General features: G+C 32.6%; 14 protein-coding genes. All 14 read left to right on the top strand.

Annotation, left to right across the window (positions count from 1 at the left end):
* Nucleotides 1-69: 69 nt before the first annotated feature.
* Nucleotides 70-1,428, top strand: a complete 1,359-nt coding sequence (locus EC328_RS03055) for an ATP-binding protein (protein ID WP_128425438.1) — start codon at nt 70-72, stop codon at nt 1,426-1,428.
* Nucleotides 1,429-2,125: 697 nt separating this feature from the next.
* A complete protein-coding gene (locus tag EC328_RS03060; protein WP_240671512.1) occupies nt 2,126-2,767 on the top strand; it encodes a sugar transferase in 642 nt (213 codons plus the stop codon).
* A 24-nt stretch (nt 2,768-2,791) separates the two neighbouring features.
* Entirely contained in the window at nt 2,792-3,619 is an 828-nt protein-coding gene (locus EC328_RS03065) for an aldolase/citrate lyase family protein (RefSeq protein ID WP_128425439.1), read from the top strand.
* Nucleotides 3,620-3,676: 57 nt separating this feature from the next.
* Nucleotides 3,677-4,609 carry an acyltransferase family protein gene (locus tag EC328_RS03070; RefSeq protein WP_128425440.1) on the top strand — a complete coding sequence of 311 codons (933 nt, stop codon included), beginning with the start codon at nt 3,677-3,679 and terminating at the stop codon, nt 4,607-4,609.
* Nucleotides 4,610-4,658: 49 nt separating this feature from the next.
* On the top strand, nt 4,659-5,588 hold the full coding sequence (locus EC328_RS03075) for an NAD(P)-dependent oxidoreductase (RefSeq protein ID WP_128425441.1): 930 nt from the start codon (nt 4,659-4,661) through the stop codon (nt 5,586-5,588).
* Complete coding sequence (locus tag EC328_RS03080; protein WP_128425442.1) at nt 5,585-6,838, top strand: glycosyltransferase family 4 protein; 1,254 nt, start codon at nt 5,585-5,587, stop codon at nt 6,836-6,838. The genes EC328_RS03075 and EC328_RS03080 overlap by 4 nt, the downstream gene beginning before the upstream one ends.
* A gap of 1 nt (nt 6,839) precedes the next feature.
* The gene (locus EC328_RS03085; protein WP_128425443.1) at nt 6,840-7,862 is read left to right on the top strand and encodes a nucleoside-diphosphate sugar epimerase/dehydratase; all 1,023 of its coding nucleotides are present in this window, start codon (nt 6,840-6,842) and stop codon (nt 7,860-7,862) included.
* Entirely contained in the window at nt 7,862-8,716 is an 855-nt protein-coding gene (locus EC328_RS03090; RefSeq protein ID WP_128425444.1) for an SDR family oxidoreductase, read from the top strand. The genes EC328_RS03085 and EC328_RS03090 overlap by 1 nt, the downstream gene beginning before the upstream one ends.
* 13 nt (nt 8,717-8,729) lie before the next feature.
* Nucleotides 8,730-9,857, top strand: coding sequence for a non-hydrolyzing UDP-N-acetylglucosamine 2-epimerase (wecB, locus tag EC328_RS03095; protein ID WP_128425445.1), 1,128 nt, complete (start codon nt 8,730-8,732; stop codon nt 9,855-9,857).
* Nucleotides 9,854-10,843, top strand: a complete 990-nt coding sequence (locus EC328_RS03100) for a glycosyltransferase (RefSeq protein WP_128425446.1) — start codon at nt 9,854-9,856, stop codon at nt 10,841-10,843. The genes wecB and EC328_RS03100 overlap by 4 nt, the downstream gene beginning before the upstream one ends.
* 68 nt (nt 10,844-10,911) lie before the next feature.
* A complete protein-coding gene (locus tag EC328_RS03105; RefSeq protein ID WP_128425447.1) occupies nt 10,912-12,258 on the top strand; it encodes a hypothetical protein in 1,347 nt (448 codons plus the stop codon).
* A 1-nt stretch (nt 12,259) separates the two neighbouring features.
* On the top strand, nt 12,260-13,462 hold the full coding sequence (locus tag EC328_RS03110) for a glycosyltransferase (protein ID WP_128425448.1): 1,203 nt from the start codon (nt 12,260-12,262) through the stop codon (nt 13,460-13,462).
* Between the two features lie 36 nt (nt 13,463-13,498).
* Nucleotides 13,499-15,022: a murein biosynthesis integral membrane protein MurJ gene (gene murJ, locus EC328_RS03115; protein WP_128425449.1), complete on the top strand. Its 1,524-nt coding sequence runs from the start codon at nt 13,499-13,501 to the stop codon at nt 15,020-15,022.
* 432 nt (nt 15,023-15,454) lie between these two features.
* Nucleotides 15,455-15,652 (top strand): hypothetical protein, encoded by a 198-nt coding sequence (locus EC328_RS03120; protein ID WP_128425450.1) that lies wholly within the window; start codon nt 15,455-15,457, stop codon nt 15,650-15,652.
* The last annotated feature ends 5 nt before the right edge of the window (nt 15,653-15,657 follow it).

The following is a 15,657-nucleotide window of genomic DNA, read 5'->3' on the forward strand; positions in this document are numbered from 1 at the left end:
AAACATAGCAATAGCAGTGTAAAGAAATGTTCATGGGAACCTGAGAAACACCCAGAAAGGAGGCGCCAAATGAGTTTACAAAAATCGATACAAAATGGTGAAGGTAAGACTATAGAGTTTAAGGTCGAGCTGCCAAATAGCAATACGTTAGCAAAAACAATCATTGCGTTTTCCAATACTGGTGGTGGCAAGCTTATTATTGGTGTTAACGATCAAGGGGAAATCATTGGACTTGAACACGATGTCAATATTTTTGAACTGAAGGATAAAGTGGCTTCAATCATTTATGAAACATGTTATCCAACTGTTCTTCCCGATATCTATACGACAACGATTGATGACCATTTATTGCTGATCATTGAAGTCTATCGAGGAAATCTTCTACCATACTACCTGAAAAGCAAGGGAAAGAGCGAAGGCGTTTACATTAGAGTAGGGGCAACGAATCGCAAGGCAAGTTATGAAAATATTCTTGAGCTGGAAAGACAGCGAATGAACATAAGCTTTGACCAGGAAGCAAATAGAGAGGTGGATCTTGATTCTTTAGATATTACTACATTAAAAGGTAGGTTCGCTCGGGCTGGAAAAGTGTTAGACCAAGCGGTGATGAAAAATTTTAAATTGGTTATCGAAGACAATAATACACTCTATCCATCCAATGGATTATTGATTTTACTTGGGAAACTCGAACATGTTAGGATGAAATGCAGCAGGTTCAAAGGTACTTCTATGGATGTTTTCTTGGATCGAAAAGAGTATGAGGGTGACCTTTTTTCACAACTTGAGGATGCTGAAAATTTTATTAAAAATCACATCAAACTTAGTAGCGAAATCAAAGGCTTGCAAAGAGAAGACCAATATGAAATTCCATTAGAAGCCATTAGAGAAAGCCTAGTCAATGCTGTTGTTCATAGAGATTATTCGAATGGCGGCAGGGATATAAAGATTGGCATTTATGATGATATAGTTAATGTTGTGTCTCCGGGTGGGTTTCCTAGTACTATCACTCAAGAGGATATTCTGGAAGGACGCTCTGAAATTCGGAATAAAGTAATTGCCAGGGTTTTTAAAGAACTAAACTATATCGAACAGTGGGGCAGCGGCATCCGCAGAATTAAATCGAGCTGTGAAGATAGAGGCTTGAAAGAACCAGAGATTTTGGAGAAAGGTGACTTTGTGGATGTGAGCTTGTATCGGGAAGTTGCAAGCTCAACTGAAAATATTGGAAGCGGAAGCTTTCTAACCGATCAAGAGCAAAAAATCGTTGAGTTTCTCAAAGAACATGATGATATCATTAGAACTAAAGATGCAAAAATTGTTTTGAGTGTTGAGGAACGTAGAGCAAGAGAAATTCTAAAAGATTTGGTTGAAAAACAAGTCATTGATAAAAAAGGAAAAGGACCAAGTACTTTTTATAAGTTGAAATAATCCGGCAGTACCGGATAGTGCCGGATTATACCGGATAGTGCCGGATTGTTTCCGAATAAAAATGAAAAGAGCATATAATATCTATAATATCGAGAACAGATGTTCAAAAAAAATACACTGCATTTATTTATCCTTTCCGCATATTAATGTCAAGGTGAGTATAGTGTAAGGATGAGTAGAAATCACTAAACACAACATCTTGTGTAGAACAAATGTTCAACCACAATATATTGCATAATTTGGAATATTCTGTCAAATCGGTTTTCGACGTGAGTATGCTAATAGGATTACAAGATATAGTAGCTCAAAAATGTCGGACCACAACATGTAGTTATCGGATTCTCACAAAAGTGGAACATAAAAAACTATCGACTACCGTTGAAACTTATTGATATCAATGGTTTCAGAAAAAGGTGGTAGATGGTGGTAGATAAAAACTCACAAACTGTGAGAATTATGTATTTTCGACGTGAGTATGGTGAAAGGATAAAGAAGCTGCAAGTCAGTAATACCAGGGGTTTCAGGGATTGGTGGATAAGGGCGAATGTTACAGAAGCATTACACGTCTAAGCATCCAATCAACACTTAGAATTATGCAAGATATAGTGTTTGGAAAAGCGAGGCATACTACATATAGATTTTATACATAAATTAGGAATTAGAGGTGCTAACTAGACCAGCTATTTACATAAAAGCGATGGAAGTTAAAGGGGATTGGACTTATATGATTTATAAATTTTTTAAGAGGTTATTCGACATCACAATTTCAATGATTGGATTAATAATTACTTCTCCAATACTGATAATAACAGCAATAGTAATTAAGCTTGAATCTCCAGGACCTATCATCTTTAAACAAGAGAGATTAGGTTTGAGCGGTAAAGTTTTTAAGATTTATAAGTTTAGATCAATGTGCGTTGATGCTGAAAAAGGTGGAGTATATGAGAAAAAAGGTGACCCTAGAGTTACCAAAGTAGGGAAGTTTATACGTAAAACAAGCATAGATGAACTCCCGCAGTTTGTAAACATATTAAAAGGTGAGATGTCTCTTATTGGTCCAAGACCAGCATTAACATATCATCCATGGCCATACAATGAGTACACAGAGGAACAAAAGAGAATGTTTCACGTTAGACCGGGAGTTACTGGTTGGGCACAGGTTAATGGGAGAAAAGAAGTTGAGTGGCCAAGACGAATTGAATTAAATGTTGAGTACGTAGATAAGATGTCGCTTTATTTTGATTTGATGATATTCTTCAAGACCATTTTCAAAGTATTACGAATGGAAGATAACCTCAATGTAAAAGAGACCGCATCAAAGAAAAATACTAGCGTGTAAAAATATTTGTTTGGAGGGTATTGTATGGCTTTGAAGTTGATGTATATAACGAATAATGCTTATATAGCAAAAATTGCAGAGAATAGTGGGGTTGATTGGATATTTATTGACCTTGAGATAAATGGAAAAGAAGAAAGACAAGGTCATTTAGATACAGTTATATCGCGTCATCATATTGATGATGTAAAAAAAATAAAAGAAGTACTTAGCACATCGGAACTTTTAGTTAGAGTGAATCCAATATTTGAAGGATCTAAAGCTGAAATAGATCGAGTTATTGATGATGGGGCAGACATTGTCATGCTTCCTTTTTTTCAGTCTAAGGAAGAGGTTGCAGAATTCTCTAATTATGTAGGTGGAAGAGCAAAGACAATGCTGTTACTAGAAACTCCTGAAGCAGCAGAAAGCATAGATGACATTTTAAGCGTTGATGGAATTGACTATATTCATATTGGACTTAATGATCTTCATCTTGGATATGGTATGAAGTTTATGTTTGAGCTTTTAGCAGATGGCACTGTCGAAAACCTGTGTAAAAAAATTAGGGGTAGAGGCATTCCTTATGGTTTTGGAGGTATTGCTCAACTAGGGCAGGGAGATCTTCCAGCTGAATATGTCATAGCGGAACATCACAGAATAGGTTCGTCTATGGCGATTCTTTCCAGAAGCTTCTGTAATGTGAATAAGATAAAAGGTATTGAAGAAGCTCAGGAAGTATTTGATAGAGGGGTTTCTGAAGTGCGTGAGTATGAGAAGAATTTAAAAGATAAGAGTAAAGAGTTTTTTGAAGAAAATAGAATTATTACTTGTGAAAAAATTAAAGAAATCAAGAATAGCAAAAAAACTAAGTAAGGAATTATTTTGTTTGACCTTATTTAGTACTTTAATTAAAGAGATGGAGTTGAATTTATGATTGAATATGCAACTTTTTTAAGAGCACTTGCTGCAATTTTAATAACAAACTCTCATTATACTGGTGTTTATCCAATAGATATTCTTGCAAGTGGCGGACTACTTGGTGATGTATTGTTTTTTGCCCTGTCAGGATTTGTATTGGTTAATATAAAAGAAAAATTCACTAGTTGGTATAAAAAGAGAATTTTAAGAATCTATCCAAGTATTTGGATCATAACATTAATATATATAATTTTAGGGTTTTATACATTTGATAATTGGTCAGTATTTGAATATTTTATTTATCCAACTTATTATCACTTCATAGCATCAATTGCCATACTATATATTCCGTATTATATTGTGGTAAAAAATGATTTTTTAAAGAATAGAACTCCTGTTATTATGGTTGGACTGTTCTTCACTCAATTAATTATTTACATTTTCTTCTATGACAAAACTTATTATCATATCGACACTGTCAGAGAGCCGATGATTAGATTTCTATTTTTGCAGTCTATGCTTTTAGGATTATATTTTAGAGTAAATCATTTTAAATACGTTAATCAGAAGAGATTAAGCAACTGGATTTTTTTGTTACTTCTAATGGTGGCCTATCTTTTAACAAAAATAACTTTCTCTAGAGTTCAATACATCAGCAACTTTCAGATACTTAATCAGATAATTTTATTTGCAACATTATTTTTTGCATTTAAATGTTTTTCAAGTATTGAGAACAAGCTAACTAAGTTACCAAGTGTTATAAAATCACCTATTGCTTTTATTGCTCAAATTACTTTACAAATATATGCGGTACAGTATGTAATCATCCCAATGTTCTCAGATATGGTATTCCCTCTAAATTGGGTAATTATTACAACTTTGATAATATTATCTGCATATCTATTATATTTAGTCAGTAATAAGTTTAGTGAATATCTTTTGTGATTGACAAGTATTTTTATGAAAACTAGAACCCCAAAAGAGGTTGTTTAATATGAGATTATTACTTGCAGGTGCGTATAGATTTGGAACGGGTCAAATAAATAAATTGATAGGATTGGGTTATGAGGTTATCTTGGTTCAAGATGAAAGGGTTCCTTTGAATTTTGATGTTTCAAACATTGATGTAGTTGTTTGCAATAGTTTATTTTTATATAGCGACATTTCGCTGTTTAAAAAATTAAAGGTTATCCAGGTTACTAGTTCTGGACTAGACAGAATACCCCTCGAGTACGCTAGAGAAAACAAAATTATTGTTCTTAATGCCAAAGGAGTCTACAGCATTCCAATGGCTGAATGGGTTATTCTAAAAATTTTAGAAATATACAAGAAAAGTAAATTTTTTTATAAAAACCAGGAAAACCAAATATGGGACAAAAGAAGAGATTTGCTTGAACTAAGAGGCAAGACAGCTTCAATAATCGGGTATGGCAATGTAGGTTGTGAAGTTGCCAAACGATTGAAAGCTTTTGATGTGAATATAGTTGGTGTAGGGAGAAATAGTATTCAATCTAATTATGTTGATGAGTCAATAAATATTAATGAGTTAGATGTTGCATTAAAAAAATCAGACATAGTGATATTAACTTTACCATTAAATAGTAAGACAAGACATCTGATTAATAAGAAACAATTAGATAATATGAAAGAGAATGCTGTTCTCATCAATGTTGCTCGTGGTGAGATAATTGATGAAAATGAATTAATCAAAACTTTGAACGATGGAAAACTTTTAGGGGTTGCGTTAGATGTATTCAAAGAAGAACCTTTGGGAGAAAGTCCATTATGGAATTTTGAAAATGTGATAATTACTCCTCATAATTCATTTGTTTCAGAAAATATCAATACAAGGTTATTTGATTTGATATATAAGAATATGAGCAAATTAATATTTGACTACAATGATAAGGAAGGTTCATTATGAGAATATTGATGTTTAGACCAAGCCATTACCCTGAAATTGCAGGGGGAACTCATCTAGGAATTGATCTTATTGACGATATAATCAATTCGGGTCATGAAGTTGTTTTAGTGACTCCAGCACCTTGGAGAGTTTCTGAAGAGGTAAAAAATAAATATAAAGAGATGAAAACAGAAGTACAATATGATGGTAGATTAATCATACGTAGAGTTTATGTTTCAGCTAATGAAAAATCATTAATTTCAAGAGCAATCAGAATGTTTTTGTTAACTGTTGGCATGGCGATAAGAGGCGTTAAAGAAAAAAACATTGATATAATCATGAGTCACTCAATGCCAGTCTTCATAGGACCTACGAGTGTTTTAATTAGTAGAATTAAGAAATTACCGTTACTCTATTTAGAGAGTGATGTAGTTTCAGAATCTTTAATCTCTACTGGAGTTGTAAAAAAAGGTATGAAAAGAAAATTAATGTACTCTTTTGGGAAATTTTTAGAAAAAGTATCTCTTAAAGGTAGTGACTATATTGTGACTGTGTCAAATTTATTCAAAGAACGTAACATCAGAAATGGAATATCCGAAAACAAGATAGAAGTTATTCATAATTGGATAGATACAGATAAAGTTAAACCTATCGAAAGGAATCAGAACCTTTTATTTGAAAGATTTAAACTAGATAGAAGAAAGTTTTATGTTACTTATTGTGGTAATCTTGGATTGCCTCAAAATGTTGAAATATTAATTGATGCAGCAAAAGATTTAGAACACATTGAAGATCTAGAATTTGTTATCATAGGTAATGGCGTAAGAAAGCAGTTTGTTGAAGATTATATAAGTAGATTAGATGTGAAGAATGTTAAACTATTTCCTTTGCAACCTTTGGAAGAAGTATCATACGTTTATAGTTTAGGAGACGTAGGGGTAGTTATTGGTAAGAGTGGTACATCAAAAAATGGATTTCCAAGTAAAACATGGACAATGATGGCTTCTGGACAGGCCATAATAAGTTGCTTCGACATAGATAGTGAATTAAGTAAAGCTGTTGAAAATGGAAATTGTGGGATTGCTCTAGAACCCGATAATTCTTTAAAACTTAAGGATGCGATTCTAACTATGTATGAAAATAAAGAATATGCATACCAGTGTGGATTGAATGCTAGGGAGTATGTAACAAAAAATAATTCAAGAAAAATGGCAACTAAGAAATATATAAATGCATTAGAAAAGATAAAGTATAAGATTGGAGAAAAATAATATGTTTAAAAATAAAACATTACTGATTACTGGTGGAACAGGCTCTTTTGGAAATGCTGTTATGAAGAGATTCTTACATACAGATGTAAAAGAAATCCGCATTTTTTCTCGTGATGAGAAGAAACAGGATGACATGAGAAAACTTTATAAGAATGATAAATTAAAGTTCTATATAGGCGACGTTAGAGATTTGGCTAGTGTTAAAAATGCTATGCATGGAGTTGATTATATATTCCATGCAGCTGCACTTAAGCAAGTGCCTTCATGTGAGTTCTTTCCTCTTGAAGCGGTCAAGACGAATGTAATGGGAACAGACAATGTTCTTACTGGAGCAATTGAGATGGGCATTAAGAAGGTTATCTGTCTGTCTACAGATAAAGCTGCATACCCTATCAATGCAATGGGCATCTCAAAAGCTATGATGGAGAAGGTATTTGTAGCTAAAGCAAAGACCGTTGATCCTGATAGAACACTTATTTGTGGTACTAGATATGGTAATGTGATGGCTTCAAGAGGGTCAGTAATTCCATTGTTTATAAATCAGATTAAGAATGGACAACCTTTGACCGTTACAGACCCTAATATGACAAGATTCTTGATGAGTTTAGAAGAAGCGGTTGAACTTGTTGTATTTGCATTTGAGAATGCTGAAGCGGGGGATATTATGGTACAAAAAGCTCCTGCATCTACAATTGGAGATTTAGCACAAGCTGTAAAAGAACTATTTAACGCTGAAAACGAGATAAGAATTATTGGTACTCGCCATGGAGAAAAGTTATACGAAACGCTTTTAACTAAGGAAGAACATATTGGGGCACAAGACATGGGCGGTTTCTATAGGGTTCCAGCAGATAAACGTGATCTTAACTATGATAAGTACTTTATCGAAGGAAATGAAGAGCTTCAACAAGTAGAAGATTACAACTCTCATAATACAGAAAGACTCAACGTGGAGCAGATTAAAGAGAAGCTGCTTAAGCTTGATTATATACAGGAAGAGTTACAAAACTGGGAGGGAAGATAATGAAGGTCTTAATCCTAGGTGGAACAGGCATGGCAGGGCATACCATTTCAATCTATTTTAAAGAAGCTGGTCATGATGTAACAGCTTTTAGTAGAAGTAAAGTTGATTACTGCAACAATGTAAATGGTGATATCACTGATTTCGAGAATCTAAAGAAGATTATCAATGAAGGTCAATATGACGCAATTATAAATGCCATTGGAATATTAAATCAAGACGCAGAAAATCACAAATCAAATGCAGTTTTATTGAATAGTTACTTACCACATTTCCTAAGTGATACGACGAAAGATATGAAGACGAGAGTTATTCATATGAGTACGGACTGTGTTTTTTCTGGAAGGACTGGTGGTTACTCAGAGACTTCATTCAGAGATGGAGAAACCTTCTACGACAGATCAAAAGCGTTGGGGGAATTAGAAAATAATAAGGATTTAACTTTTAGAAATTCAATCATTGGTCCAGATATGAGCGAAAGAGGAATAGGCCTTTTCAATTGGTTCATGAAGCAAGATGATCAAATTAATGGTTTCACTAAAGCCATATGGACAGGTGTAACAACATTGACATTGGCAAAAGCAATGGAACAGGCTCTAAAAGAAAATTTAACAGGACTTTATAATCTGGTTAATAATGAAACTATAAGTAAGTACGAGTTGTTAAAGCTATTTAATAAATATATGAGAGATGGTCAAATTGAGATTCTGCCAAGTGATAATCTTTCGCTAGACAAATCTTTAATTAACAATCGGACTGATTTTTCATTTGAAGTACCAAGTTATGAGACTATGGTAGCTGAGATGAAAGAATGGATAGATAATCATAAAGATCTCTATGCACACTATTTCAAGTAGGAGGCAAGTTTAAATGAAGAAATTAAAATTAATGACAATCGTGGGTACTCGCCCTGAAATCATAAAGCTTTCTGAAGTGATTAAGAAAAGCGATAAGTACTTTGAACATATATTGGTTCATACAGGTCAGAATTATGACTATGAACTGAACCAAGTGTTTTTTGAAAATCTAGGAATAAGAGAGCCCAATTTTTATCTTAATGTTGTAGGTGATAATTTAGGCCAAACCATGGGGAATGTATTAGCTAAATCTTATGAAATCATGGTGCAAGAACAACCAGATGCTTTACTTGTTCTAGGTGATACCAATTCATGCCTAAGTGTAATTTCTGCCAAGAGGCTTAAGATTCCAATTTTCCATATGGAAGCAGGGAATCGATGTTTTGATGAAAACCTTCCAGAAGAGATTAACAGGAGGATTGTTGATCATACAAGTGATGTAAATCTTTGCTATACAGAACACGCAAGGAATTATTTGAATTGGGAAGGTGTCCCAAAGGAACGGACTTACGTTGTTGGTTCACCTATGGCTGAAGTATTAAAAGTAAATAAAGAGAAAATCGATGGTAGTAAGGTGCTTGAGACATTGGGATTAGAAAAAGGTAAGTATATTCTATTATCAGCTCATCGTGAAGAAAACATCGATAATGAAGATAATTTTATGGCCTTAATGAATGCTGTCAATGCTATGGCTGAAAACTATGATCTTCCGGTTATCTACAGTACTCATCCAAGAAGCAAGAAGTTCATAGAGCAAAGAGGATTTAAATTTCATTCAAATGTGAGAAGTTTACAGCCATTTGGATTTGCCGACTATAATCATCTTCAGCAGAATTCGTTTTGTGTAGTGTCTGACAGCGGGACAATTGCAGAAGAGGCTTCTTATTTTAAGTTTCCAGCAGTGTCTGTGAGAACTAGTACAGAGAGACCAGAAGCCTTGGATAAGGGGAATATGGTCATTGGGAGCATAACTACTGAACAAGTTCTTCAAGCAGTAGATATGGCAGTTGAAATGAATACTCAAGGAGATATTGGAGAAGACGTTCCGAATTATGTAGATGAGAATGTAAGTACTAAGGTTGTAAAGTTGATACAGAGTTATACAGGTATAGTAAATAAGATGGTGTGGAGGAAATCATGAGAATAATGGTTTTTGATGTTCCGGCAGAGAGTGGTGGTGCCCTTTCAGTATTATATGAGTTCTATAATGAATTTAAACTTGATCATGAAAATGAATATATTTTTGTATTAAGTTTACCGGAACTAGAAGAAACCTCAAATATAAAGGTTCTCAGATTTCCTTGGATTAAAAAGAGCTGGGGTCACAGATTATATTTTGACCATTTTATTGCACCTAAATTAATAAAAAGACATAATGTTGACAAGGTATTATCATTACAAAACATTATAATACCACATACGAAAGTTCAGCAAAGTGTTTTCCTACACAATGCAATACCTTTTTCTGAACACAGGTTTAGTTTTCATGAGAACAGATTTTTATGGGTATATCAGAATTTTATAGGGAGAAACATACTAAAGTCTATTAGAAAAGCAGATAATGTTATTGTTCAAACGAAATGGATGGCAGATAAGATTGCTGATGAACTTAATATTCATCATGATAATATTGAAGTGAAACCACCTAGTATAAATACTACAGTAAAGGATTTTTTTAAAGAAACAAAAGAGAGCCTATCAACTTTTTTTTATCCCGCAAACGGTGCAGTTTTTAAGAATCATAAAGTTATAGTTGAAGCTTGTTTAAAACTTAAAGAAGAAGGAATAAATGACTATAAAGTTATTTTTACTTTAAAAGGGAATGAAAATGAACATGTAAGAGCTTTATCAAACATTGTAAAGAAAAACAAACTACCAATAGAATATATTGGTAGATTAGAAAGAAGCAAAGTGTTTGAATTATATACGAAATCAATATTAGTTTTCCCATCTTATTTAGAAACAGTTGGACTACCTTTGTTGGAGGCTAGAATGTATGAAACACCAATAGTTGCTTCTGATTGTGCATTTTCAAATGAGATCTTGGATAGATATGAAAAAGTGAATTATTTTGATCCGTACGATGAGAAAGCCTTAGCGGATATAATGTTGAAATATATAATATAGAAGGAAAATTGCTTAATACGGAATCTAAAATAGTATAAATAACTTATTTAAAAGTTGGAGGTGGAAATTTGGAGAGAAAAGCAATTAGGAGAGAGCCGTTACAAAATATCTTTCCAATAATCATTGTATTAGCATATTTAACAATAACTGTTCTATTATTTGCATTTGGACCTTATAACTATCCAGTAGAAAATAAAGGATTGCTGTACTTGTTCTTGGTCTCTGTAGAAGTTATGCTTTTATTTGGTTATTATGTTGGAATTAAAAAGAAAGATAATACATTTCCGAAAAATTTAGAAAGAGGTATAAAATTTTTCAAGAGATCAATGCTTATATTTTTAATATTTATACCTTTTACCAACTTCTTAAATACAGGTAGTTTTATTTTTAATTTTAATGCAATTAATAATTTGGGTGGTGCTTATACAGAATCGTTAACATTAAGACAAGGTAGAGGGTTTTCAATTATCATTTCATATTTAAGAATTTTCTTTTCACCTTTTCTAATAGCGTTTATACCTTTAGGGTTATTTTATTGGGAAAATTTAAAAAAACGTACGAAAATTTTGTATTTAATTGGAGTATTGGGTGGGTTAGGACTTGATTTGTTCAGAGGAACAAATAAAACTTTAGCTGACTACTTAATAATTTTTTTAGTACTATTTTTATATAAATCGGTAAAATCTGCAAGAGTGCGAAAAAAAAGTTTACTAAACCCTTCTCTATATAAGAATGTTAATATAACATTCTTTAATAAATTATTAAAATTGCTTGTAGTAATATCTATTATGTTTTTATTATTTTTTGTTTACTTTAGTAATAGTGCGCCAAATAGGTATGGAATCAGGATATATGGTCCTACAGGTCAATATTTTTTAGATGTTAATCATATTTCTTTGTCGTGGATAAAGTCAGGACAGTTAAAGCTAATTGTTGGGGCATTTATCCATTATTTCACTCAGGGATATTATGCACTGGGACTAGCTATTAGCAAACCGTTTTTACCAACTTTTGGAATCGGTAGTTCAATGGCTATATTAATTAATGTATCGCGGTTATTTAATACAAATTATCTATTCGAGAGAACGTATGTTTATAGAAATTATTTAAATGATGGTTGGGATTGGCACATGCAGTGGTCTACTTTTTATACTTGGGTAGCATCTGACATATCTTTTATTGGGGTTGTCATCCTAATGTTTTTTATAGGTTATCTACTAGCTAGAACATGGAAACGAGCGAAAGATAAGAATGATTATATATCTTTAGTTGTTTTCGTTCAATTGATGTTATTATGCTTTTATCTTCCGGCAAATAACCAATTGTTTCAATCATATGAAGGGTTATTTGGAAACATGTTTTGGCTTATGATATGGTTATTAAGTATAAAAAAAATGAAAGAAAAGAGTGCATAATATGAGATTAATATATATTGGATTTGCTGTTCCCGAAAATATAGTTCAGAAATCAAAAGCTGTTTCTGTTGCAGGAAACAATATGGAAATTGGAATTTTAAATCACTTGTGTGAGAAATATGAGAACCAGATTGATGTTATTTCAATTACTCCTATTGCAAGCTATCCAAGAGAGAAACAAGTCTTACACAGAAAGCAGACATATCAAATAAGTGACTATATCAAAACTAATGCTATAGGGTTTATTAATATTCCAATTATAAAACAACTGTCTATAATGTTAACACTTATAATTGAACTTATAAAATTGTTAAAATCTAATAAAAAATCAGATAATAAGACTGTTATTATGACATATAATTCCATGTCGTTCTTATCAATACCAGTTTTTCTAATCGACCTCTTGTTTAATATTATAAAAGTATGTTTAGTCGTTGATATACCAATTACTTTTCAAAAGAAACGACATAAGTACCTTGAAATAGCAAGATATCTCGATAATTTTGTATCATTAAAGGCATTTAGAAAATATGATTCAATGGTTACTTTAGTAGAAAAAACTGCAAATGATTTTGCTCCTAACGTTCCATATAAAGTGATAAATTATTGCGTTAGTGATATTGCAAAAATCAAATATAAAGATGATGATAAAAGATCAGTGGAAAAAACACAAATTAATATCACATTTACTGGTGCTATTGAAGAATATTATGGAGTACATGAAATGATACAATCAGTGTTACACCTACCATCTCATTTCAAACTACAATTATATGGAAAAGGCTCATTAGTTCAAGAAATTATAAATATTCAATCTGATAGCAAAAGAATAAGATATATGGGATTAGTATCAAACAAGGAAGCTGTGAAAGCTCAACAATTTGCTGATATACTTTTGTTAATTAGAACTGATCCTGAACTCAATAAGTATGGACTTCCATCGAAGATTATAGAATATTTAGCCAGTGGAACTCCAGTTATATCAAATAGAATTTCAAGCATTCCAAATGATTTGAATCAGTTTATAAATTATATTGACGATACTAATCCGGTTACAATTGCTAATAAGATTAGCAGCATAACAAATCCTGAAAATTACAATAAAGTTTTGGATAGAGCAAAGAAAGCTCGTGAACATATTTTGGAAAATTATGTATGGGAGAAACAGGCAGATAAAATATGGAGGCATCTAAATGAGTTGTAATACTATTTTTTTCAATAATACCAGTGAGGATTTAATATGAAAAAAACGATATTTTACTTAATATCAGTTACTGTACTATCTAAATTAATTGGATTTGCCCGTGATATTGTATTATCTTACTTTTATGGAGTATCATATGTAGCTGACGCATACTTAATTTCAACGACAATACCACTTACAATATTTGCTTTCGTTGGAGTCGGAATTGCTACAAGCTACATCCCCATGTATAATCAGATACAAAATAAACATGGAGATAATGAGGCAATTAAATTTACTAATAACGTAATCAATTCTGTTCTGATTATTAGTACCATAGTAATAATTTTAGTGTTATTATTTACAACTTCTATTGTTAAAATGTTCGCAGCTGGTTTTAATGATGAAACTTTACAGTTAGCTGTTACCTTGACAAGGATTAGTGTTGTCGGTATTTATTTTACAGGAATCATATATGTTTTAAAAAGCTTTTTACAAATAAAAGATAAGTTTCTAATAACGGGATTAATTGGAATACCTTATAATATTGTAATCATTATTTCAATAATTCTAAGTTTTGACAATAATTATTTTGTACTTGGTTTGGGGAGTGTATTTGCTGTAGCAATACAAGTCATTATACTAACTCCCAGTGCGGCAATTAATGGATTGAATTATGAGAGGGTCTTTAATCTAAAAAGTAAAAACTTGAGATTGATGATGAAACAAGCATTTCCTGCTAGTATAGGTGTTTCGGTAGATCAAATTAATGTTCTTGTGGATAGAACAATAGCTTCAACTTTAGTTGTAGGGGGAATAGCTGCATTAAATTACTCAAATAGATTAATATACTTTGTACAAGGACTATTTGTTACAACAATTGCTACAGTTTATTATCCTAAAATTTCATCTATAGTAGCAAAGGGAAAAAGTTCGGATTTATTTAGAATTATTGAAGAATCGATGGTTGGAATGATGTTGCTTATTCTACCATCTGCAATAGGATTGATGGTTTTTTCCAAACAGATAATTGAGTTGCTTTTTGCAAGAGGAGCATTCAGTGTCGAGGGAACAATGTTGACGGAATCAGCGTTATTTTTTTATTCATTTGGTATACTGGGTATTGGCTTGAGAGAAATCCTTTCTAGGGTTTTCTATGCTATGCAAGAAACTAAAGTTGCTGTTAAAAATGCAGCTATTGGAATGTGTACTAATATTGCATTAAATATTATTCTATCAAAATATTTTGGAATAAGTGGACTTGCTTTAGCTACATCAATAGCTGCAACATTTACTACAGTAATGTTAATTGTAAGCCTCAGAAAAAAAATTGGCCCATTCGGCATGAAGCAAATCAGCATTTCATTCCTAAAAATCCTATTTGCTTCATTGGTTATGGGCGGATTAGCAAAACTCAGCTTTAATTACTTAACAACTTCTTTGTCTCAGAATCTTTCGCTTTTAATAGCAATCGGTGTTGGAGCGGTATCATATTTCGTGATTATCTACTTTATGAAGATTGAAGATGTTGACGTAATCGTTGGAGCGATTAAGAAGAAGCTTGGAAGAGGAGCTGCATAGAGAGTTTCTCTAAATTTGTTTTCACTTCCGGTATGCGTGATTGAGCACCAACTCCCCAAGAACCTATTCATCCACATAAGTAAATTTTGGGAATCTTATATGAGGCGTTAGAAGTAATAAGGGTATATACAGGGTGAAGATGTTAGACTGGTTGATTAGTTTGACATCCCAGACAGAACCGATTACATTGACACCCCAGATAAGTAGTGATGGTAACACCTGAATGCGCTGTGATGGTACACATCCCAGATACATAGTGATGGAAACTTTTCAGATCGGTAGTGATTACTTTGACACCTGGATGTGCTGTGATAGTAACTTTCCAGATTAGCAGTGAAAGAGAACGGGCATTTTTAGAGGCAAAGATGTCCGTTTTTTAAGAAGATGAGTTTACAGAATATTGTATTAATAGTAAATGAAAGGCGTGATTTAATGAATAAGGTATTAGACCTGGATGATTATTTTGTACAGAAAGGGATTGAAGAACTTCCTGGCAGCTTAAAAAAAGTCTTGAGCAGAGTTGTAGAAGATATAGCGAGTGGAGCAGCAGAAGGCAGAGCACCTGATGATCAATGGGAAAGAGCTGGGGATAATCTGAATGTTGTTCCATCTAACCTGAACTTTGCATAAAAGTT

It is taken from the genome of Gudongella oleilytica, from assembly GCF_004101785.1.
In the GTDB taxonomy this organism is placed as follows: Bacteria; Bacillota; Clostridia; order Tissierellales; family Tissierellaceae; genus Gudongella; species Gudongella oleilytica.

Bases quoted from the DNA above. Each gene is read 5' to 3' on its own strand.
- murJ (WP_128425449.1), top strand. From the start codon at position 13,499: ATGAAAAAAACGATATTTTACTTAATATCAGTTACTGTACTATCTAAA.
- wecB (WP_128425445.1), top strand. From the start codon at position 8,730: ATGAAGAAATTAAAATTAATGACAATCGTGGGTACTCGCCCTGAAATC.
- EC328_RS03110 (WP_128425448.1), top strand. From the start codon at position 12,260: ATGAGATTAATATATATTGGATTTGCTGTTCCCGAAAATATAGTTCAG.
- EC328_RS03080 (WP_128425442.1), top strand. From the start codon at position 5,585: ATGAGAATATTGATGTTTAGACCAAGCCATTACCCTGAAATTGCAGGG.
- EC328_RS03090 (WP_128425444.1), top strand. From the start codon at position 7,862: ATGAAGGTCTTAATCCTAGGTGGAACAGGCATGGCAGGGCATACCATT.
- EC328_RS03085 (WP_128425443.1), top strand. From the start codon at position 6,840: ATGTTTAAAAATAAAACATTACTGATTACTGGTGGAACAGGCTCTTTT.
- EC328_RS03100 (WP_128425446.1), top strand. From the start codon at position 9,854: ATGAGAATAATGGTTTTTGATGTTCCGGCAGAGAGTGGTGGTGCCCTT.
- EC328_RS03060 (WP_240671512.1), top strand. From the start codon at position 2,126: ATGGAAGTTAAAGGGGATTGGACTTATATGATTTATAAATTTTTTAAG.
- EC328_RS03070 (WP_128425440.1), top strand. From the start codon at position 3,677: ATGATTGAATATGCAACTTTTTTAAGAGCACTTGCTGCAATTTTAATA.
- EC328_RS03120 (WP_128425450.1), top strand. From the start codon at position 15,455: ATGAATAAGGTATTAGACCTGGATGATTATTTTGTACAGAAAGGGATT.
- EC328_RS03055 (WP_128425438.1), top strand. From the start codon at position 70: ATGAGTTTACAAAAATCGATACAAAATGGTGAAGGTAAGACTATAGAG.
- EC328_RS03065 (WP_128425439.1), top strand. From the start codon at position 2,792: ATGGCTTTGAAGTTGATGTATATAACGAATAATGCTTATATAGCAAAA.
- EC328_RS03075 (WP_128425441.1), top strand. From the start codon at position 4,659: ATGAGATTATTACTTGCAGGTGCGTATAGATTTGGAACGGGTCAAATA.